Annotated in this window: 21 protein-coding genes and 1 pseudogene; 11 read left to right on the plus strand and 11 right to left on the minus strand. The window is 60.7% G+C overall.

The features are described from left to right. A pseudogene (locus GNZ12_RS45785) lies at positions 1-137 on the plus strand (IS6 family transposase); the annotation flags it as partial. A gap of 336 nt (positions 138-473) precedes the next feature. Here the strand turns inward: GNZ12_RS45785 and GNZ12_RS27020 are convergent. Both GNZ12_RS27020 and GNZ12_RS27025 read right to left on the minus strand, forming a co-directional pair. After that, positions 474-2,456: a hypothetical protein gene (locus GNZ12_RS27020; RefSeq protein WP_172315256.1), complete on the minus strand. Its 1,983-nt coding sequence runs from the start codon at positions 2,454-2,456 to the stop codon at positions 474-476. Next, entirely contained in the window at positions 2,453-3,094 is a 642-nt protein-coding gene (locus tag GNZ12_RS27025) for a hypothetical protein (RefSeq protein ID WP_172315257.1), read from the minus strand. Before GNZ12_RS27025 ends, GNZ12_RS27020 begins: the two co-directional genes overlap by 4 nt. An 844-nt stretch (positions 3,095-3,938) precedes the next feature. Between GNZ12_RS27025 and GNZ12_RS27030 the strand changes: the two genes are divergently transcribed. Together GNZ12_RS27030 and GNZ12_RS27035 are read left to right on the plus strand one after the other, a co-directional pair. Continuing rightward, positions 3,939-4,163 carry a hypothetical protein gene (locus tag GNZ12_RS27030; protein WP_172315258.1) on the plus strand — a complete coding sequence of 75 codons (225 nt, stop codon included), beginning with the start codon at positions 3,939-3,941 and terminating at the stop codon, positions 4,161-4,163. A 144-nt stretch (positions 4,164-4,307) separates the two neighbouring features. After that, positions 4,308-5,528 (plus strand): tyrosine-type recombinase/integrase, encoded by a 1,221-nt coding sequence (locus tag GNZ12_RS27035; protein WP_172315259.1) that lies wholly within the window; start codon positions 4,308-4,310, stop codon positions 5,526-5,528. Positions 5,529-5,538: 10 nt separating this feature from the next. Here GNZ12_RS27035 and GNZ12_RS27040 read toward each other — a convergent pair whose 3' ends face one another. The 8 genes from GNZ12_RS27040 to GNZ12_RS27075 all read right to left on the minus strand — a co-directional run bounded on the left by GNZ12_RS27040 (position 5,539) and on the right by GNZ12_RS27075 (position 13,288). Further along, a complete protein-coding gene (locus GNZ12_RS27040) occupies positions 5,539-5,853 on the minus strand; it encodes a hypothetical protein (protein ID WP_172315260.1) in 315 nt (104 codons plus the stop codon). Then, on the minus strand, positions 5,850-6,296 hold the full coding sequence (locus GNZ12_RS27045; RefSeq protein ID WP_172315261.1) for a helix-turn-helix domain-containing protein: 447 nt from the start codon (positions 6,294-6,296) through the stop codon (positions 5,850-5,852). The genes GNZ12_RS27040 and GNZ12_RS27045 overlap by 4 nt, the downstream gene beginning before the upstream one ends. Before the next feature lie 12 nt (positions 6,297-6,308). Further along, a complete protein-coding gene (locus GNZ12_RS27050; RefSeq protein WP_172315262.1) occupies positions 6,309-6,632 on the minus strand; it encodes a hypothetical protein in 324 nt (107 codons plus the stop codon). A 217-nt stretch (positions 6,633-6,849) separates the two neighbouring features. Continuing rightward, the gene (locus GNZ12_RS27055; protein ID WP_328806076.1) at positions 6,850-7,095 is read right to left on the minus strand and encodes a hypothetical protein; all 246 of its coding nucleotides are present in this window, start codon (positions 7,093-7,095) and stop codon (positions 6,850-6,852) included. Positions 7,096-7,203: 108 nt separating this feature from the next. Beyond that, positions 7,204-8,223, minus strand: coding sequence for an IS1595 family transposase (locus tag GNZ12_RS27060; RefSeq protein ID WP_172315263.1), 1,020 nt, complete (start codon positions 8,221-8,223; stop codon positions 7,204-7,206). Positions 8,224-9,729: 1,506 nt separating this feature from the next. Beyond that, on the minus strand, positions 9,730-10,170 hold the full coding sequence (locus GNZ12_RS27065) for a hypothetical protein (protein ID WP_172315264.1): 441 nt from the start codon (positions 10,168-10,170) through the stop codon (positions 9,730-9,732). A gap of 932 nt (positions 10,171-11,102) precedes the next feature. Continuing rightward, a complete protein-coding gene (locus GNZ12_RS27070; protein WP_235993905.1) occupies positions 11,103-12,083 on the minus strand; it encodes a ParB/RepB/Spo0J family partition protein in 981 nt (326 codons plus the stop codon). Further along, entirely contained in the window at positions 12,080-13,288 is a 1,209-nt protein-coding gene (locus GNZ12_RS27075; protein ID WP_120298475.1) for a ParA family protein, read from the minus strand. Before GNZ12_RS27075 ends, GNZ12_RS27070 begins: the two co-directional genes overlap by 4 nt. Positions 13,289-14,417: 1,129 nt before the next feature. Here GNZ12_RS27075 and GNZ12_RS27080 point away from each other — a divergent pair. From GNZ12_RS27080 to GNZ12_RS27105, 6 genes are all read left to right on the plus strand, one after another. Next, a complete protein-coding gene (locus GNZ12_RS27080; RefSeq protein WP_172315265.1) occupies positions 14,418-15,815 on the plus strand; it encodes a replication initiation protein in 1,398 nt (465 codons plus the stop codon). A gap of 377 nt (positions 15,816-16,192) precedes the next feature. Continuing rightward, positions 16,193-16,483: a type II toxin-antitoxin system TacA family antitoxin gene (locus GNZ12_RS27085; protein WP_091809989.1), complete on the plus strand. Its 291-nt coding sequence runs from the start codon at positions 16,193-16,195 to the stop codon at positions 16,481-16,483. After that, entirely contained in the window at positions 16,480-16,971 is a 492-nt protein-coding gene (locus GNZ12_RS27090; protein ID WP_172315266.1) for a GNAT family N-acetyltransferase, read from the plus strand. Before GNZ12_RS27085 ends, GNZ12_RS27090 begins: the two co-directional genes overlap by 4 nt. 151 nt (positions 16,972-17,122) lie before the next feature. Further along, on the plus strand, positions 17,123-17,341 hold the full coding sequence (locus GNZ12_RS27095; protein ID WP_172315267.1) for a hypothetical protein: 219 nt from the start codon (positions 17,123-17,125) through the stop codon (positions 17,339-17,341). A 101-nt stretch (positions 17,342-17,442) separates the two neighbouring features. Continuing rightward, positions 17,443-17,883 carry a type II RES/Xre toxin-antitoxin system antitoxin gene (gene parS, locus GNZ12_RS27100; RefSeq protein ID WP_007731380.1) on the plus strand — a complete coding sequence of 147 codons (441 nt, stop codon included), beginning with the start codon at positions 17,443-17,445 and terminating at the stop codon, positions 17,881-17,883. Beyond that, positions 17,883-18,359 carry an RES family NAD+ phosphorylase gene (locus GNZ12_RS27105; protein ID WP_172315271.1) on the plus strand — a complete coding sequence of 159 codons (477 nt, stop codon included), beginning with the start codon at positions 17,883-17,885 and terminating at the stop codon, positions 18,357-18,359. Before parS ends, GNZ12_RS27105 begins: the two co-directional genes overlap by 1 nt. Positions 18,360-18,575: 216 nt before the next feature. Here the strand turns inward: GNZ12_RS27105 and GNZ12_RS27110 are convergent, their stop codons facing one another. Further along, on the minus strand, positions 18,576-19,028 hold the full coding sequence (locus GNZ12_RS27110) for a hypothetical protein (protein WP_172315255.1): 453 nt from the start codon (positions 19,026-19,028) through the stop codon (positions 18,576-18,578). Positions 19,029-19,524: 496 nt separating this feature from the next. Here GNZ12_RS27110 and GNZ12_RS27115 point away from each other — a divergent pair, with 496 nt between their 5' ends. Both GNZ12_RS27115 and GNZ12_RS27120 read left to right on the plus strand, forming a co-directional pair. Next, entirely contained in the window at positions 19,525-19,803 is a 279-nt protein-coding gene (locus tag GNZ12_RS27115) for a hypothetical protein (protein ID WP_172315268.1), read from the plus strand. Between the two features lie 329 nt (positions 19,804-20,132). Next, positions 20,133-20,498 carry a hypothetical protein gene (locus GNZ12_RS27120; RefSeq protein WP_172315269.1) on the plus strand — a complete coding sequence of 122 codons (366 nt, stop codon included), beginning with the start codon at positions 20,133-20,135 and terminating at the stop codon, positions 20,496-20,498. The last annotated feature ends 281 nt before the right edge of the window (positions 20,499-20,779 follow it).

Genomic DNA, 20,779 nt, shown 5'->3' on the forward strand with positions numbered 1-20,779 from the left:
TCAGGAATGCCGCGATCACTCTGGCAGGCATTGAGTTGATGCATCGCATTCGCAAAGGTCAATTCAACCTCGTGAAGCTAAGCCTCAAAGATACCGCTGCGCCCGCTGCGTGGAATGCCGTCCTGTCAGCTCGATAAGACATCCTTAGCTATACGAAACACATCGACCCGACAGCCTATTTGCACCAGAGCCTGCTGCGCCAGTCATGTGGTCTCGTTTTGAGACGCGGATTTGGTTTTAGTGAATGCCTCCGCGCCTAGGCGATGTCCATTTTATAGTTACTTGCAAGTTGACCGAAGAGGTCTCTTACTTGCGCATAGTCCATAGATAACAGCGCCAGCGACGCCGCGACGGATGCACTGACGCACGCGTGAGTACATCGCCGCGATTGCCGGGGTGGGCACCATGTACGTCTGGTTCACGAGCGGATGCGCCGATGGATCAACGGGGCGTTTCAGCGAATCAGGCATCGTTCACCCGAACGTAAAAATCTGCGTGAGCCACGGTGCGTCCGGCGTCTTTCGGGCAGGTGTTTCTGCCGCCGGCGCTTCGCTTTTCACGGCTGGCGCCGCGTGTGCGACATCGACCGACGGTAGTGCCTGATGCGACTTCGCCCGGTCTGTCAGCATGCGCGCCAGGTCATTGGCATCGCGTGTATGGCTTCGCGCCTGTTCCTTCTTGTAGGCAAACCACGCGCCAACAGGATCGCCGCCTTCGCGCACCGACAGCTTTCGCTGATGAATCAGTGAGAAGATTTCCTGTCGCACGCGCAGAGAATGAGGCGTAAAGCACCAGGGACGCGCGGCGGTCAACACACCCAGTTCTGACCCGTCCATATGGAACGCGTGCAGATGGCGGACGTCCTTGACGTTGAAATAGATGCGAAGCTGCTTGCCGATCAGCCCTGCGATGCCTGACAGCACCCTGCTGTCGTAGCGCACGTGTTCGAAATTGATATGCGGGCGGTCGCCGCGGCTCACGTTGCCGCGAATGGTGACCACGCGGGCCTCCTGAAGCAGGCACAAGGTGCTGCGTCGGGCCACCGGCAGCGTCCGCAGCAGGCCGTCCTCTTTTGCGAGCAGGTACTGCATTGCCTCCAGCGGCGTACGCCCGCCCAGTCCTCCATGCGGCTCGCCATTGTAGTTGGCGAGAACCACGTCGATCACATCTTCGAGCTCGTCGAGCGTCATCATCAGCGAAGCTTTCTCGCCGACATCATTGAGCACCCGTTCGACTGCACGTGGACTGCTGCCCGTGGTGGCTGGCAATCTGTGCGCGAAATGCGACGCGAGCTGATCGAAGAAGCGCTCAATCAGCGCGCGTTCGTTCTTCTGGCCCAGTGGCCCGTTGTCGGTTGTGCAACCGACGACCTGGGTCAGGCGCTCAAGTGTCGCCTTCGCGAAATGTGCCTTCGCTGCATCAAAGCGGAACGTACCCCAGCACGCCCACGCGGTAGCCGGAATCATCTCAGACGGAAACCCTCCACCGGGTCTGACCGTCAGCGCAGGAATCTTCGAAGCGCGTGCTGCGTGTGGCATCAGGCTCGCCTGCAGGGCGGCGGCAATATCGTCCTTGTTGTACTCGCGACCCAGCGCGAGCGCATAGCCAATCACCGCGCGGGTTGCCACATCGAGGATCAGCAGAATCCAGATCCGGTGCAGCACAAGCAATGTTTCGAAACCGAACGGATCGTCGATGCGCAGTGTCAGGCGCGCATCGATCTTGTGACCGTCGAATTCGACTGCCTCAAATGGACGGATTGCGGGTTTGCGAACGGCCTCGGGATCGTCGTTCCAGCGATGTCTGATCTGCTGGGCGCCTGCCGCCCGAGCCGCCGCATCGAAATTCCGGTTCGACAGCGCGCGGGCGTGACTGGCAAGCGATCGCTCAGCGAGGTATTTCTGGTTGAATGGATATTCGTGCGCCTGAATACCCGCCTGCCGGCATTGCGCAAGAAAGCCTCCATGCAGTCGCCACAGGTGCCGGTGAACTTCGGTGAGTTCTGCGTGCTTCCTGCTACGCTCGGCGACCTTGCGTTCGATCCAGCGAGCGATGTCCGGATAGCGCTGCAGCAACTGGGTGAAGGCTCCGCTGGCGTTGCTCGCGACGCCCTCGCGGGATGGCTTGACCGGCGAGCGGCGGTCGTACGACCGCGTGTGCTGATAAGGGATCAATGCGCGGCAGCCAAAGATTCGGCCGTCCTCGTGCTGCGTGATGCACCGCTCGAAGACGCGATAAAGGTCGTTGAAACCAACTCCCGTTTCCCGGCTGATTTCGCGCAAAGGTGTGTGGCCGTCCAAAAACAGCGCCATCGCCCGGATCCGGCGCTTCAGCAGGTCGCGCCCCTCATCAGAAAGCGCGCTGTCGTCCGCCGCCGGCCATTGACCGATATCGGTAAGATCGTGCGGAATGGAGTTTCGATCGAACCGCAATGCGCCGAAGGCGATCTGCTTCATACCGGCTCCAGATGGGTATTCGGCCCCAGTGGCTCGAATGCCAGTGCCGGACATCCCACCTCGCCGCGCAGCACCAGTCTGAAGACGGCCGAGCGAACGAGCATTGGATCGACCGTCGCGAATCGCCGTTCGAGTTCTGCCAGCGTAGTGCCGTCGCTACACGCGGTGATCACGTCCGATGTCAATTTCTCGACTGGAAGGGCGTGACTACCTGCCAGGTAACGAAGCATCATGATCCGGTTTTCGTGAAGCACCTGTGGGTCGTCGAGCTCCTGCGGATGAATCATCTGCAACTGCAGCGAAGAGGCCTGGCTCCACAACTGAAAAGCCGGGAACAGAAGACCGCCCTGCGCCGCTGACCTCGCCTCCGCCGTTTGCAGTACAAGGCACAATTTCTCGTCGTTGTGCGTACGGACCCAGAAGTCGACGACCCGGGGCGGCTTTGCGTCAGGAATGCACAGGGGCCGCTCGCAATACGTAACCACGTGCGGATCTGATTCGAGGCGAACCCACAGATCGAGGGCGAGCCGCCCAAACAGGGTTAGCCGGCGCCCGATCTTCGGACCGAAGAGGTCATATCGATGCGCGCCGTGCGGACGTGCGTTGTTGACTGCCCGCAAGAAACGTGGTGGTATCATCGACAACGCTCCGGTTTGCCCGACCATCATGTTTTAGTACAAAACGACCCGGACATCCGCGCGTCTGACAGTGGCGTGATAGCGGTTTCCCACGCCAACTTACTCACTACAAAATACGTATCGTTCGCTACGTTTTTTCACATCTTTAAATGTGCATATACACACAGACCGCACCCAGGCGGCCTAGCTGCTCGCCGACCGCGTCTAGTCGTGAAACAATCCGACGAAAAGTCGGCAAAATTGGCCGCAAAGCCTTACCGCCATTGCTTCTTCGGGCGCTGAAGTCGATCACCGCGCTGTTTCACGGACATGTCGGGCGGGCAGTACCAAGGCATGTGACATTTCAGACATTCTCTTCCTTCGCCTAGCATTTCCGACTTTCACTTCTTCGCGCGCAGAAGCAAAAGTTATTACGGCACAGACGGCACCCCATCCCTCACCCACTGCAGGCTGACCACAGGTGCTGCAACTTTCCCTTCAACCGACGGCAATGTCAGCGCCTTCAAGGTGTGGCTCGCGCTGGGCGTGACGCTGCTCTATATGTTCATGCGGTACCGCTTCTACGCGGACACGCGAAAGGAGCTCAACGAGACGCGGCGCGCCGTTGAAGCACGGGTGCGGCAACTCGTCGAGGACGCGGTCGCGACGGAAGTGCACCGGCGCATCGCCGGTCGGCGTGCGCGGTTCGGGCTCATTGACGTTCAGGACTTACCGCAGCTGTCGGCGCCGGAGCTGCGCCGCATGAGCGGCGCGCGGCTCGTGCCAGTCCGGACGCGCGGCTCGTGTGTTACCGGTAACGGCTCCATCCCCCCCTTGCCGTGGGGCAACCGCATTACGCATTACGGTGAGCGTCTTCCACCTGAAGGAAGACGGCGACCCCGAGGGCACGCCCAGGGCCGTCAAGTGCCTGGTATCGGCCAGCCAGACTCGCCGCGGCGTCATCTGGACCACGGCCGCCTTGCTCGAGCTCTGGTCGGGGCACTTCGTCGACGTTGCAGTGCCCTTTGTCCTGTCGGGATTCGCGCTGGCGGTCTGCCTGTTCGAGCTGGCGTTCTTTTTTCCGGTCTAGGAGACCCATGCACATCCTGCCCTCCCCCGCCTCCACACTGAAATGCGGCCTCCTGACCCGCGCATGCGGGTTGCCGCAGTCGGAAGGCGTGCTGACCGTTAGTTGCCTTCTGTGCCGCCCACGAGCCCATCCGCGAGCCCCGTCATGAGCGCCCTTGCCCGTATTCCGCCGGACGCCGCCGTCGCCACGATTGCTCCCGGACAGCCTGCGCTGCGGCCGAACCGGCTCGAGAGTCCGATCCTGCCCCCGGACCTCTCCGACGAGCAGGTCGTGGCCCGCTGGCTCGCGGCCAAGGCGACCGGCCGCGGGCGGCTTGCGGCCACGACCCTGGCGCAGTACCGGATCGAGGCGGAGCGGCTGTTCTGGTATGCGGGCAAGGTGGGCGTGCCGATCTCGAACTGGACGCTGGATGAGTTTTCCGCGTACATCGGGTTCCTGCAGGCGCCGGCGCCCTGGGCCGTGCGACGGTCTGGCGTGCGACGTGGCTCGCCCGACTGGCGCCCGTTCCTCGGGCCGCTATCGGACCGCTCGGCCGGCCAGACCCAGAAGATCGTCACGAGCCTGTTCGACTGGCTGCGCGACGTCGGCTACCTGCACCTGAATCCCGCCGCCGGGCTGCCGACGGTGGGCCGGCGCGAGCCGGAAAAACAGGCGCGCTTCCTGTCGGTCGACGACTGCGCGCTGCTACGCGAGGCGGTCCGCGCGCGTGACGAGCGTTCCACGGAAGCCCGGCTAGGCAAGGCGCGCGACCTGTTTCTGGTCGACCTGTTCGAGCACACCGGCGTGCGCACCAGCGAGGCGGTGCAGTGCGCGATGGGCCACGTGCGCATCGAACCGGTGCCGGACGCGCTGCGGCGCGAGTTTCCAGGCGCCCCGCCGTTCCAGTGGCTGCTGCGCATCGCGCGCGGCAAGGGCGGCAAGGCCCGCTGGGTGCCGTGCGATGAGATTGCGCTGTCATTGCAGGCGTACCGGCTTGCCTTCGGGCTGCCGCCGGTGCCTGCGCCCGACGAGACGCTGCCGCTGGTGCTGTCGGTGCGGCGCACGCGGTGGGGCCAGTGGAAGGGCGTGCGCAGCCGCACCGCGATCTGGGAGCTGGTGACCGGCCTGTGCCGCGAAGCCGGCGAGCATGCGCGCGCGTCGGGCCGCGCGGCCGATGCGACGCGGCTCGAGCAGGCGTCGACCCACTGGCTGCGGCACACGTACGCGAAGGGCCTGGCCGAAGGGATGAAGCACGGTCTCGACGCCCGCGCCGCGCTCGACAACATGGGGCACGCCGACGCGCGGACCTTCAATCAGTACGTCGACGACGAGCCGCTGAAGCGCGCGCTGGCCACCTGGACGGCAACTGCGCGGCGGATGGCATGAAGCCTGGCGCTCAGGGGTGCGAGGCGGGAATCAGATAGAACAGCTTGATGGCCGACGATAGCGCGCCGCAAAAGAAGCCGACGAGCAGCATCCAGTAGTCCGTCGCGTTGAATTCAGTGGGCGCCGCCTTCGCGTCGGCCTCCAGGTCGCCCGCCAGCCGTGCGATCGTCGGCGAACTGGTGCGGCCCGCCAGCTGCGCCATGGTGCGCGCAGCCAGCAGCGCCCGGCTGACCTTGAACGCGGGCCACCAGATCAGCAGCACGCTGGCGAGCGTAAGCACCTCGGCGCCGTACTCGACGCCGTGCAGCCACTGCTCGCCGGTCAAAACGTGCTCCAGAGCGCTTCGGGCTCGTCCTGTGCCGAGGCGTCCTGGGGGCGCGCGCGCTGCCGGCTCTTGAATCCCGCAAACCGCGGCGGCCGCGCTGCGCGCCCCGTCGCGGGCGCACCCTGTCCGGCCCGTGCGTCGGCCGGCCCGTCCGCTAGCGTTTCATCGGCAAAGCCGACCACCAGCTGCAGCCCAAGCGCGTGCGCGAACGCGACGATCCGTTCGAACGTCGGTCCGTTGACCCCTTCGCCCTTTTCCAGCCGGCTGATCTCGGACTGGCTGATGTCCAGCCGTGACGCGAGCTGCGCCTGCGTCAGGCCCTGGCTCTCGCGGGCGCCACGCATCATCCGCCCAAAGCGAACCAGCTGCCCCTGCTGCTCGTAACCGGCCTGGAACGCCGGGTGGTGCATCAGCTCGTTGCGCAATTCGGTGAGCTTGCCCATGCTATATCTCCTTCAGACGCGTGCCGCGGCAGCCGCCCGCGCGGCCATCGCGGTGGTGTCGATCGCCAGCAGCCGCAGGACCGGTAACTGGCCCGGCGCCGGCGGCGCCCCGATCGAGAAAACCCCGAACATTTGCGGCGCGCACCGTTCGAACAGGCCGTAGCCGCTGACGACTGCGACCGGATGGACCGGCGCCTCGCCGGACGCGAGTCCATGCTCGATCACCTCGTCGATCAGCGCCAGCAGCTGGCCCAGCGCGTGGTACCGTCCGGCGCGCTGGTGCAGCGCGAAGTCCTGCAGCGCGTCCGGGTGAAAATCATCCTGATAGCACGGCACGGCCCCTTACTCCCGATTATGAGTTTTTTCCAATAAATTTCAAGGAATTCTCGCGCCGTTTGTGCGGGAACGCAATTCCGCTGAACCCGGCCGCCTCCAAAGGGATTTGAATGCTGGCTGCTAATCGCAATTAGCAGACAAGGCCAGCGGCGACAGAACGGCACCGCCGACCCCCGATCCGGCGCTGCGCCGTGCCGGCGCCCCTGCCCCGCTCCTGTCATCCCGCGGCCCGGCGCGTCTCCACCTGCGGCCGCGCGAGGATCTGCCGGATCGCTGCCAGATGACAGTCGCCGACCTCGATATGCGCGGCGTCACCGGTGACCGCCGCCCGCACCGGCCACGGCGGCCGCAGCCCGAGCTGCCGGCACAGCTGCGAGACGTACGGCTTGCCCGGCGCCCCGGCCTCATGCAGGCTTGCGCGGCCGCGGGCAGTGCCGCGTCGCTCGTCCGCTCGCGCAGCCACGCGAGCGTGCGCCGGTCCGATTCGTTCTGCACGCGTACCAGGTGTTCCATGCCGACCTCCAATAACTGTATATATGAACAGTACTGTTGATATATAAGGGCTATCCTGTTAGCACCACAATTTCGGATTGCTAGCGTATGGGCGCTTGGTCGGAGTGGGTTTTCGGGTCACCGCCTTGTAGGTGACCGGTTCAGTCATGACAGCCTGCTCAAGCAGGCGATAGAAAAGCAGACCGCGGGATCGCGCCGCGCGGCGATTGAAACGGAAAACGAACTCATCAAGATAGTAGTCGAGCTGGATCGGCTTGACCGCGCCCTGATGTGTCCCGAGGAGCCAGCGTTTCAGCAACGACGCTACGCGATGCACGCCTGGCAGTGGGACATGCGCCGGGATCGACCCCGGCATGACAGATCTGATAGCGAACCGCTCATGCTGATAGGTGTCGCCCAGAGAGCCATAGATAGAGCCACCATCAGTGCGCACTAAGGAGCCGGGCTCCACTACCTCTTCGATGAACGGCAAGACATCCAGGGCAGTCTCTTCTTCGATCCGCCGCAGGCGAATACGCGCGAAGCCCTTGGGCTCCAGAATTTCCACGGCAATCACGATCAGCGCCTTGGTTGTGCGTCTCTTTTGCCCCATGCCGCGAGGTGTTTCGCGTCGCTCACGGATGGCCAGATAGCTCTGATCGATCTCGACCGTGCCCTTCAGGCATTCTCGGCCCGGCCGAACCATTGCTCGGCGGAAGCGGTGCAGCATCGTCCAGGCTGTCTGATAGCTACCCAGCCCCAGCACTCGTTGCAGGCCAAGAGCGCTCATGCCCGATTTCTGGCTCGTGATATACCACGCGGCCGCCAGCCAAACCTTCAACGGCGTCCGGGTCTTGTCGAAAATCGTGCGGGAGGTTGCTGTGCATTGAAGATGGCACGATCGGCAGATCAGTCGGGAACGGCTGCCACGGTAAGGTTCGTGCCGGTATCCGCAGCGAGGACATTCAAATCCGTCTCGCCATCGCAGCCGCTCGATGTATTGGAGACAGTCGTCTTCGGTGGCAAACCATTCCTCAAACTGGGTCCATGTTCGAGGATAGTCTTCGCCGGCAGTAGGCATGTGCAGGGTTTCTTTCATCCTGCAATCATGGCCGAGTTGGTGCTAACAGGATAGCCCTTTGATATATACAGCATTAGCGGTGTATTCAAGCGCAAGCCATCCGTGCGACAAGGCCCAGGAACGTACGCCACGCGCCCGGCACCGCCACGACGCCGTCCCATCAGAAAAAGAGGTGCTTTTGCCGGATCGACGGCGACGGTGCCCGGTAGGCCTCGCCATTGCGGTGCTCGTGGTGCGCCCGGACAATGTCCACCACCAGATCGACGAACTGAAGCGCGAGACTGTCCCTGCGCTGACACGGCATCGTCTGCAACACCGTGTCAGCGCCGTGGGCGGCCAGTTCCGTGCACAGATAGTCGTACAGCGCATGCTTGTGCTCGACCTTCAGGGACCGGGCGTCCGGAATAAATCATACTGACTCGAGGGCAGCCATCGCCTCGAGGAGCGGCAGCTTGACCATGTAGTTGTAGTGGGAGCCCGTTCGGATGCCGGAGGAAAGCGGCGTTGGCGTTTTCTTTCCGCACCGTGATTGTGACGAATTCGATATCAGACCGCCTGCCGCGGAGCTTCGCCAACTCGGCGGCAAATCCCAGTCGTTCTGCGACCGACAGATGGATCGACTTGAGTTCATTCTGAGTCGACCGGCCGCGACGTTTGTACAGACCCCGCACCACGCGGTTCAGCACCGGCTCGGCATCGTCCGGGGTGATGGCTGCGGCTAGCGTGAAGAAGCGGCTGGCGCCGCCGCGCTGGTAGGGTGCATCAGCTTCCAGCCAAGGCAGCCGCGTTCGTCGAAGTAGGTCGTTGCGCCCATATGAAAATGGCCTTCCGAAGGAGGCCATTGGAAAATGGTGCAGGACCCGGACCTGACGCACTCAAAGTACGCTTACGATTGTCGACGCCGATTTGTCGCTGGTGATCCGGGCACCGATTTAAACCGCAGCGTCGCTACAACTCCATCATGCGGATTAAGGGGGGGATTTTCAACTCCGCGCCCGCACGCTGGCAAGGCGTTCCGCTTCCAATCTCCGCGCCCCCTTTTTCTACGTGGTTGCGGCAGGGCATTCCCTTGTCATGTCGCGCATCCTGTCCCGGAGTTCCGGCGTCGGGCTGAAGTGCAGCGAGAGCAGGTAGAAACACGGCGCACTGGAGAGCGTGTAAAAGGGAGGTTGAGTCAGGCCGCACGGGCTGGCGGCAGGGTTGTATGGTCCGTTCTGTTCGTTGGTAGGTGCCGGCCTAGCGATGCTACTTCGATGCATTTGTCGTGATGCGAGGCAGCTATCTCGAGCGCCGAGATGTGGCGGGGCGAGAATTCCCCGTTCAAAACCACGACCCTGACCTGCGCCATACAGTGCGCCCCTTCTTCAGTCCAGCGCATCTGTCGCTTCCTGCCCATGCGGTGGCTGACCACCTGGTTCACCGCGGATTCGGCGATGCTGCCGCTGATCGGCAGACCCTTGCGATGCCGGACGCCGTAGGTGACCAACGTGTGCGCGTTGTTCCTCCGGTACCTGGAGACAGTGTTCAGGTTCCTCTACAGCAGCTAAATTCGTACCCCTCCCTCGTCAGCAGCCGACCGTCCAGTGCCTTGATCCGCTCCACCTCTTTGCTGCCCTTGCCATGCCAGACGAACCACCTCGCGCGGTTGATTTCGGTTTCCACCGACCCCCGTTCCAGCGCGGCGATCATCTTGCTGCCGAACACGGCACGCTGCGCCGCCTGGAACTTCATCTCTATGTGGAACCAGTCGAGGATCCGGCCGCGAGCCAGCTGACTGCCCTGGACGGCCTTCTCAAATTCACCAGCGTCGTCGCTGATCACGGTCACGCGTTCATCGCTCGCCACACCGTTTCGACTGAGGAACTGATCGAGTCGCGCTGCAGCCGAGGTGACTTCCTTGTGTACACAGGCATACAACTTTCGGGGACCGTCCGTGAACGTCGCTCGCCCGGCGACGATGTTCACGCCCCATCGGCCAGCCTTGCTTCGACGATCAACCGCATGGTTTGCTCCCACCGTTGCCATACCAGTCAGCGTACCCCACATGAAACCGGTGGCGCGCCCGGAAGCTCGAGCCGCCCTCCCTAGGAGCCTCCGAGGTTTGCCCGCTCTCCAAGTACGTCGCCGGGCCCTGCGGCGACACAATCGATCCCGGCGGATCAGGAACTGTCCGTTGTTGGTCGTCGGCGAGAGGCCGTTCGTTCATCCTACCCGCTGCGAGAGTCAAGACATTGGAGCAGCCACTGCGGGTGATTCCGGGCAGAAGGCTCGAACTTTGAGAAACCTACATGATTGGCCACGTCGGCTGTCGTGAGGTCCAAGGCGAGGCGTAGCTGATCAGCGGGTCGACGTGGACACTTCTCGGGCGCTTTTCGGCCCAATATGCGGCACAAGTGGCCTGCGCTGTCACTTACCCGGCAAATCCAATCGGCATTCGCGGTAGCAGCCATCGTCCGTTCCGAAAAGCGCTCGGATCCCAACACCCCACCGGGGGCATACGGCCGCCGAGCGTTTCCGGCGAGGCAGCCGACTCGGGTCGCCTCGCAAGCAGGCCTCGACCGAAGAGTGTGCCTAGTAGCACACTCCGCCACCCCGCCGCTAAAGGAGCGGAGGGGGCGGCTAACGCCAGCCGTATGGCCCCAAGGGATTCGCGGCTATTCAGTTGACTCGGGTCGAGTCGCCTCGGAAGCAGGGCCCGTCCGAAAAGTGTGCCTAGTAGCACACTCCCGTTCGCCACCCTGCGCCTCGGATGGAAGGGGATCCGCGCCGACCATCCGAGGAGCCACGCGGGCGAACGCACATCGGCATCGCGTACACCGGCGGCTATATAACACACCGAATCTTGCAGTCGAAAAAAAGCCCGCATCGAGGCGGGCTCCAGACCTATTGGCGATGCCTCACTCAAGAGGGGTGCCGTTAAACAACTCGCTTATGACTTGGCGGATGCGGATCTCCTGTGCATCTGACAGGACGCCCGTTTTGATTTTTACGGTGAAGCTGTTCACATCCTTGGTAATGCTGCCTGCGTGATTCTTTCCCGCAAAAAACTTCTCAATTGAGCGCTCGCGAGCCGTCTTGCTAGATGCGCGACGGCCGACCAGGGCAGCAATCGCCGGCGCGTACTTGCCTTGGTCCAGGTTTCCCGATACGACCTCCGGCCAAAGTTCGCGGGCAGCGGCCACCGCTTTCTCACCATGCTTCTTGATGACGTTCGCGATCGCATCGGCGGCATTGCCACCAATAAGCGTCGGATTGATATCGAGGTCGCTGGTAATGAACGCGGGTAGGGTGTCGAATGCGAGATATCTGTACAGTCCTCGTCGGCTCATGCCGACAGCTTCGGCCAAACGCGTGCGATTCGGAAATTCCTTTTCGGTACGGCGAATGGAGATAGAAATCTCATAGTCGGCCAGGTCATCCCGACCGATGTTTTCCACCAGAGCCAGCACCGCCATATCCTGGTCCGTGCAATCAACGACGAGGACTTTGATTTCCTCAAGTCCCACCAGCTTGTGTGAGCGCCAACGCCGCTCACCCGCAACAATCTGATAGGCAGACTCCGCTCGGCGAACGACTATCGGTTGTAACAGCCCGACCTCGCGAATCGACTCTGCGAGTTCAGCTAGCTTCGCCTCGTTGAAAACCCGCCGGGGCTGCCAAGGGTTCGGCACTATCTCTGACACGGGCAGCACTGATTGCGCGCCGCGCGTTTCCAGTTCCTGAATCTTGATATTGGCCGCAGCCAGGGCAGCAGCCATCCCCGGCCCGGTCTTCGGCTTATCGTTCGTTTGCCTAGAGGCTGTAACTTCGTCTTTCGGGATATCTGAAGCAGCGCGCAGATTGGCAGTCTGCTCAGCCATTCGAGCACGAATATTCATTTGCCGAGTCTCCACTGTTCGACGTACATATCGTCAATCCACTTGCAGTATTCCCTGAGCGGCTGACGAACCCGCTCGACAGTTTTCGAACTCGCGTCCTTCTTGCTCAGGTCAAACACCGTCGACAATGCAAGCGCGCCGCTACTCATTGCCGAGCTTGCCGGAATTTCGGTTGTCGTAAGCCAGTCGCCATAGGCCCGTTGAGTCCATGGACGAACCACAGAAGCCGACGAAGTCGGGCTGTTATCGACCTTTGAAAGGATGATCGAAATGAAATCGTAGGCCTTGTTGGCCTCCCTCTCCATGAAGTTACCCGCGATGTCGGAGAACAGCCCCCAGAAAGACACAGAACTGATGAAGTCGAGGCTTTCCGGAACCAGCGGCATGACCATCGAATCCGCAGCCATCAACGCATTGAGCGTCAGGTAGGACAATGAAGGCGCCGTATCGAGGATGATGTAGTCGTACTTGCTGCGTAGCGACGCGAGACCTTCCCGGAGGATTGCCCAGAATTGAAAGCTGGGCTTAGCCTTGAGCATCGACGGGATGTAGAACTCCGCACTGAACAAGGAGGGGTGGGCTGCGATGACGTCCAGACCGTCCCAGTAGGTCTGCTTGATGAATGATGACAGCCCGCCTTCGATCGTCTGGTCATAGATGAACGGCAAAACGGTCGAATCCTCATCAACCTCCTTCTCTGCATACAGGCCGCAAAGCTCGGAAAGTGATGCCTGCGGGTCCAGGTCGATGGCGAGCACCCGCCGACCGCGGAGCGACAATCCCTGCGCAAGACACATTGATGTCGTCGTTTTGGTCGAACCGCCTTTGAAGTTGGCGACGAGAATGACCTTCCCGTCGGCACCGCGCGACCCGGTGACCAGCGGCGACTGATATATTTCAGATAGTTGCTGCACGTACGTCCGTGCCTCGGCCAGTGTGAAATGGCGGCTACGACCAGTACCCGATGCCTCACCCGCTGGCAGCGTGCTTCCTTCCCTTGTGGCCTGGTAATGAATCTTCGTGCGGTCCATTCCGCAAAGTTCGGCGACCTCCGCCGTAGTAAATGAGGGAGCCGATTTTCGCGGTTTCGGCGTCAGGATACTGTTACGCAAGTCTTCCGTGAGCGTGTTAAGCGTCTCCGCGAAACCCGCAAGTTCACCCAAGGTCACTCTTCGCGTAATTGCCGGGAATTCTGCTTTGGACATGGTTTTTAAGGTTTAGCCCGAAATCGGTACGAAGCGTAGAATACTAGAAAAATACAAAAATGTGCCCGTGACTTAACCTCGTTTCTTAGAAACCGACGTTAAGTGGCTATTTCGCAACCAAAAACTCGCGTTAATTTCATAATGTGGAAAGACGTCGGGTCGGTGACGCGTCAAATATCTGTTTTTGTGAATGAATTTTGAAAGATCATGGTGAGGGAAATTGTTGGACCAGTGAAGGCTCTGGTCACGAAGGTGGGTGAGAAGTTTTGTTGAATACATACCGAGAAGAGGCGAGCGGGTTCAATTTGAAACGAGCGCGATCCGTCTTGGAGTTAATCACTGCGTAGAACAGGACGCCCCACAATATTCCTCACCATCATCGCTCGCTTTGCCAGCTCGCCCTCCCAAATCAGCTCACCATGAGTGAGCAGCGTCGACAGCGATCCAACAAAACTTCTCACCATGCGCCCACGGGAGTGCAACCCGGCAGCCCGCCACAATTCTCCTCACCATCGTGCCGGCAAATTCGAGTATCACCTTGGATACTCCCTAACTATCGAGGCCATAACGCTTTTCTCCTTGTTCCACCGTGGGTGGCGCTGGCCCATACAAATTTGCTCACCGTCGCCAACAGAAACCCTCACCACCGTCGCAGGTTGGGTCCCGGAAACCCCTGCCGCATACGGCTTTGTCGGCAGCTCGGAAGGCTTCAACAATTCATCTCACCGTCGTCCCGGCGGCCACATGAAGTCTCACCCTGAACGGGTAAACACTTCACTCTCATAGAGGAATTTAATTCACCTTTGCCCTACAAAAGGGCTCACCCCTGAAACAAAATCACTCACCTTTGTAGGGTTAACTCGTTGTTTTTGTTTGAGTTTGATAGGCCTTGTAAGTTGGTGGGTTTGTTTTTTCTAAGACTTTTAAAACACCAAACAAACGCCTCGGGCGTGCCGGACAGAGCATCCTAGCGACGCCTTGGTGGTCCTAATTTTTGACCGATCGGGTTGCGAAGGTGGGTGAGCCGAATTGTTGAAACAGTGGTTTGATGGTGAGCCTTTTTGTTTTGACATCTCACCTACGCGTGTTAGAGTTTTCCGCGGCTAACAACCAAGAAAAGAGGGCCACGATGTCAACCGCCGTATCGACAAGCGCAACATCGCGCCAGATGTCGCTCGAACTGTTTGAGGAGATGTTGGCAACCGACACGCCGATCCATAAGTCACCCAAGGAAATCGGCTATCAGCGGAACAACGTTTTCGTTGATGTCACTGACGTTGGAGTCACGGCGCGTCGCCTGCTTGATGCAGCGCACTTCATCGTGGCGCAGGAGCCGACCACACCGAAATATTACGACGTCGAGCTGAGCTACTTCAGGTGGCTCATGCGTTACGACAGCTACAACTACAAGCATCTGAGAGCAGTCGTATCCGAAGCACAGAAGGCACTCATCCAGGTGATCGCGGCCCCGCAGGGTAGCACCGCACCTGAAAACGAAAAATGGGTATCCGTGCAACTGCTCGGCATTGTCGGTATCGACAAGGGACGCATAACGTTTGAAGTCCCGCAACCGCTCATCCGCCACATCAAGGACCCAGAAAAGTCGCACTGGTTGAGCCTTCGCATCACGTCGGCCTTCACCCTTACTTACGCACGTGCAATCTATGACCACGTCATTGCGTACGTGACGGACGGCATCACAGATTGGTTTGAACTCGATGTGATCCGAAACTGGCCCGGCAAAGCGGGCTCCAGCGCAACAGTCTTCAAGTATTTCAAGCGGGACAGTCTCGAGCCTGCGGTAAAGCAAATCAACGAAGTCTCTGACATCGAGCTCAGCTACGAGACGCGCACCGAAAGCCCGAAGTCCAAGAAGATCGACCGGATACGTTTCAGGCTTTCCAGGAAAGAAGGGGCCGACACCGTCCGCGCGAGCTTGATTGGGTTGAAGGAAACCTACACCACGTTGAAAAACGAATTCGCCTTCACCGAAAAGCAGTTCAGTGTCATCTCGCAGAACCGCGCCATCTGGTCCGATGAACGCATCCTTGATGCAATCGAATACACTCGCGCAAAGATTGATGACGCGAAGGTGACAAAGAGTCCTGCGGGCTATCTGATGAAGGCCATCACTGAGGGCTACAAGCTTTCAGAGGCTGAGCGCCGGATGAAAACGGTACTGGCCCAGAAAGCCACGGAAGAGCAGGCCGAGGTGACTGCCCGAGCGACCACGAGAATAGCAGTTGAAGCGAACAGTGCAGCTCGTGAGGAAGAAGCCAAGCTGCGATTGGCCGACGAGGTCAGCGCTGGTCGCGAAGCTTTCGACCAGGCCGACGCACGGGCAAGGAAAGACTTCATGCGCGCGTACATTGCGTCTCCTTCTGGCAAGCTGGCCATCAAGCGTCTCAAGTTCGACATAGCGACCATCGGCGAAGCAGACGTGCTCAACCACGCGGACCTTTCCTTCGCCTTCTACCATTTCGTGTACCTGCGCAACAAACCCAAGGCAGCCCGAGCGCGCGCCTGACCGGCAGAAAACCAACGGGAGCGTGGCCTATGAGCAACGACAACGATACCCGAGCATCCGTCGCAAGCTGTGGGACGCCCATTGCGGTGATACGCCAACATCGAATAGCAGCGGACGCCGCACTAAGGCTCTCGAAGGGCGCCTGTGGCCTCCGCGCTATCCTTCCTCCCCCCCCCGGTCCAGCGTGGCAGCAGTGATGGCCGGCAAGGCACCCTGCCAACGGTGATAACTGCCTTGGCACGGAAGGATTTAGTGGGTAAATCCCGCGAAACCGCCTTGCGCTTCATTTTTTAAGGGTTTGCATCCGGGTTCACATAGCGATGTAATGACAACGTCATTGCGTTTTGCTATGCTAGGACTTTCGACGGAGGCCTGCCATGACCACTGCCCACCCCGCGGCGCCAAAACGCGAAACGCTGAACATCCGGATCCGCCCCGAGGAGCGCGGCCTGATTGACCGGGCCGCCCGGACGCGCGGCAAGAACCGCACTGATTTCATTCTCGAGGCCGCGCGCGCTGCGGCCGAAGAGGCCCTGCTTGACCAGGTGGTGATGACGGCCAGCCCCGAGGCTTATGCGGCGTTTCTAGCGCGGCTCGATCTGCCGCCCCGTCCCAATGAGCGGCTGCGCAAAACGATGCAGACACCGGCACCCTGGGACGCCGCATGACGGTGCGCGCGCCCGAGCCGCTCAACGCTCAGCATAACCTCGAGGCGTTCGCCTCGGGGGTCGACAGTCTCGACCAGTGGCTCAGGCGCCGCGCCCTGAAAAATCAGGCGGGTGGGGCGTCTCGCACCTTCGTGGCCTGTGACGGGCAGAGGGTGCTAGCGTACTACGCGCTCGCGTCGGGTGCCGTGGCCGTGGATGCGGCGCCGGGCCGCTTTCGCCGCAATATGCCTGACCCCATTCCCGTTGTGGTGCTGGGCCGCCTCGCGGTGGACCGGTCGCTGCAGGGCAGGGGAGTCGGCCGGGCCCTGATGCGCGATGCTGGTCAGCGCGTCCTGCAGGCGGCCGATGCCATCGGCATACGTGGTCTGATCGTGCATGCGCTGTCAACGGAAGCACAGACCTTTTACGAACGGATCGGGTTTGAGCCTTCGCCAATCGATCCGATGATGCTGATGGTCACGCTGACCGATCTGCAGGCGGCGCTCTAACGATGGCGAGCAGTTTCCAGCTGCTCACGCAGCCACCACAGCGCACCTGGACGCGTGCCGATTTTGCGACCCTGCGCGGGTTCGCTCGCTGCGCACGGCCGCTTGATAACTGTAATCAGGACCGGTTGTGGAAATTTGTGAGGAGGGCACCATGACCAGTGCAGACCTGGGGCAGCATCTGAAAGGCTACGTTGCCAGGCTGGTCGAGACCGGCTGCTGCCGCTCGTTGTGTATCGCCCGCTTCAGCCTTCCTTCGCTCCCATACCCCAGGGTCTCCGGATTCCTGGCATACGAGCGGACCTTCATGTCGGAGCGGTGCCTAGACGTGTCGTCGATCTCCCCCAAGGGGGTTGGCGTGAACTTTCGCTGAAAGTAGCCAGAAGTCCGGCCCGAACCCGCGATGCCCTGGCAGCAACTACTGTCTCTGCCATTTTGGTATAAAATAGATGCCAAATGGCAGGAGGTGAAACCGTGAACGTCATCGAGAAGGTATCAGCCGACTCATTACTGGGAGGCCGATCGGTATTTCCACGTTCTCCCCGATCCGGCCTTGAATGGGTGGAGGTCGTCCGCCATGGCATTTCGTCGCGGGCGCTGGACGCGATGCTCAAATCTATCGGACTTTCGCAAGCAGAACTGGCGCAGGCGCTCGATATCCCGGAGCGTACCTTGGCGCGTCGCAAGCGGGAAGGAGTGTTGAGCCGTGAGGAGTCAGCCAAGCTGCTGCGACTCGCGCGTGTCGCCGCGCGCGCTGCCGAGGTGTTTGACGATCTCGACCTGGCACTCGCCTGGCTTAAGATGCCGGTTGCTGCCCTGGAAGACGCCACGCCACTAAGCCTTGTCGATACCGACATTGGCACCGATAGCGTGATGGATACGCTGGGACGCATCGAGCATGGCGTGTTTGCGTGATGTTCACGGCGTGGCGGGTGGTGACCGAACGATATGCGGATACCGCTTTTTCTGGGGAAGGAGCGCGATTGTACGGTGGCCGGTGGAACCCCAAAGGCGTCGCGATGGTGTATACGGCGCAGACGCAATCGCTCGCGCTGCTCGAGATGTTGGTCCAGGATTCACCGCTGCGCGCCCGCTATGTGATGATCCCAGCCAGTATCCCGGAGAAAATCGTCGAACGTATCGATCCCGCCAGTTTGCCTCGCGACTGGCGGGACATTTCAGCGCGGGCCGAACTGCAGCAACTTGGATCGGCGTGGGAGCGGAAGCGAACCAGCGCCGTGCTGGCTGTTCCCAGTGCGGTCGTTCCTGCGGAATCCAATTATTTGCTCAATCCCAATCATCCGGACTTCGCGCTCGTCCTGGTTGGAACGCGTGATGAGTGGTTGACCGACCCTCGGTTATTGCGGCGCGCGGCTGCAAAGGGATCGTGACGAGCATCTCGTGTGGCGGAGGCAAGCGGACGATGGCGTGTGATCAACCAACCCGCCGGCCATGCTTCGCTGGGTGCCGCCATTCACGGTGCCTGTGTGTTGTCAAAACCGATTACATCATGCGCTCAGGGACGTAGCCGGTCACGGACCACCACTGGCGGAACCGGTCCTGCAGGATCTTGAACTGGCTCGTGCCGATCCAGTCAGTGGGGGGGATCATTTTTCGTTACGGTCACGGTCGATGTAACGGTTAAATGCGGCTTCGTCGTCGTAAAGTGACCTCGAAAACGTGTCGTCGGCCCAGTCGATCAGGCGCCCGATCACCGCGCGCCGGGACAGGCCGAAGTGCGCGACCAGCCGCTCCAGCGCGAAAAACTGGGTGCCAGTCATCGTCAGGTGCAGACGCCGCTCGCCAGAATCGGCGTCTTCCTGGCGTGGAAGCCGTCCGAGGACCGTCGCCACGTCAGAAGGAGCTCGGGCAGACGGCTTCGCCCGTGACACAGTCTTAAGCTCGCGCCGCGCCTGTACCAGTTCACCACGCAGCTGCTCGCACTCTCGCACCAAGGCGTCATGGGCGCCACGCGGAGGGATATTTTTCGTTACAGTAACGGATTTTGTGTGCGCGCCATGTCGGGCTCGCCACGCTGCCTGACGCTCGGCGTTCGACATCGCATCCGGCTTCCGTGGCCGGCCACGGCCACGTTTTTCCGTGGTGCCGGTTACCTTGTCGTTTGCCGGTGAAGGCATGATCCATCCTGGTTCGGTTGAACACATCTATTTTACGTTATTCATAACGATAAATGTAGTATTTCGTTACGCGTAACGTAAATGTGCACAAGCTGCCTTGCACGGCATGTATTCATCCGGGCAGATGGTCGCAGGTGTTGTCGAGGGGAGAATCAGATGTTATGTCCAGTGCGTGCTGTGTTACGCGCCAGGGCGACCAGCCGGCTGGTCTGGGCTGATCTGATCAGAATCCGGCATCCGCCCGCACATTCTCGCCGGCTTGACGGCAACCATTACCTCCCGAAAATTGGCTCTAACTTCCCGAAATTGGAGTCAGTCTTCCCGTTTTCATCGTCCTCCCCCTTATAAGAAAGGGACTAGCGCGGAGCGATTTAGTGACCAAAAATGGTGTCACGACATCACCACCGAGGACTGAACCATGTTAGTGCTAACCCGCCACGCCACCACCCGCGCTCAGCAGCGTGGCTTGCCTCCCCTGATTATGAATTGGCTCGACACATACGGTGCGCGTGCGCTGGACCGTGGCGGAGCAGAGATCCTCTATTTCGACAACGCCAGCCGTCGAAATCTGGAACGGGATGTTGGATCACAGGCGGTAGACCGGCTGCGTCCACTTCTCGACGCTTACACGGTGGTGGCCGACGATGGCACGGTGATCACGTCAGGTTGGCGCTTCAAACGGGTACCGCGGCACTGAATCAAGAAAGCAGACAACAGGGAAATCACAATGACAAACAAGAAATCAAAGTCGAGTGTAACGACTTCATCGGCACCGGCTGAGTCAGTCGACCCGGCACCTGTCTTTGAACAAGCGATGCGCAGGGTCAAACTCTTTGACCGCTGGCTGGCAGCAGACGGACGAAGCGCGTGGAGCGAGTTGAATCGCGCGGCTTACGGCGACCAGAAGGGACGCGATCCCCGCAAGCTCACCCTCGACGACCGAACCATTGTGGCCCAACGAATGCACGTTTACCTCGAGGAAGTCGCGCCTCGCCTGAAAGAGCGGGGTATTTCCAGGGGCGAGTTGTGCCGGAGAGCTGGATTCGGCGGACCAGACCCCAGCAAGAAAGACCCCCGACGACGCGAAGGAGTTGTACCGGCTCACGTTGCCGCCCGGCACAGACGCGCGCGCGCGGCATTCGCGGCAGCGCGGAGAAATATTTACGGCTGATCGAGGTACTGGCAGATACGCTGGACACCAGCGTGGGGCGGCTGGCGGGTCAGCTTCTGCGCGGCACACGCCTGCACCCGTTGAACAAGATCGACGAATGGACTGACCTGGAGAAGGTTCAGAGTGCGCTACAGCGAATCGTCGACGAACTCGATCAGGAGTTCGATCTGTTCAATCTATACCGCCGTACAGCAGAGTTGAAATGCCGTTTGGATCAATGAAGGCAGCACGTTGTGCTGGCCCCTTTGGGACCTGTCCGACCACGTTACAAGCACCTCCAGCCCAGAAGAGATTGAAGGCTTCCGCGCGGAGCGCTCCGCTGCTGCAGACCTCAGTCAAGGCTACCGCGTTAAAAGTTTGACGGACCTAGTTAGTTGAGATTGACCCGGTTCAACGGACAGATTTGCAGTTGGGTTTAGTGTGATGTTGAACCTCCCGGGAGTGTTGAGTCGCGGGTTGTCCACGGCCGGGCGGCGGGTCGCCTGTCACGACCATGACGCTG

Source organism: Paraburkholderia solitsugae, from assembly GCF_013177695.1.
GTDB lineage: Bacteria > Pseudomonadota > Gammaproteobacteria > Burkholderiales > Burkholderiaceae > Paraburkholderia > Paraburkholderia solitsugae.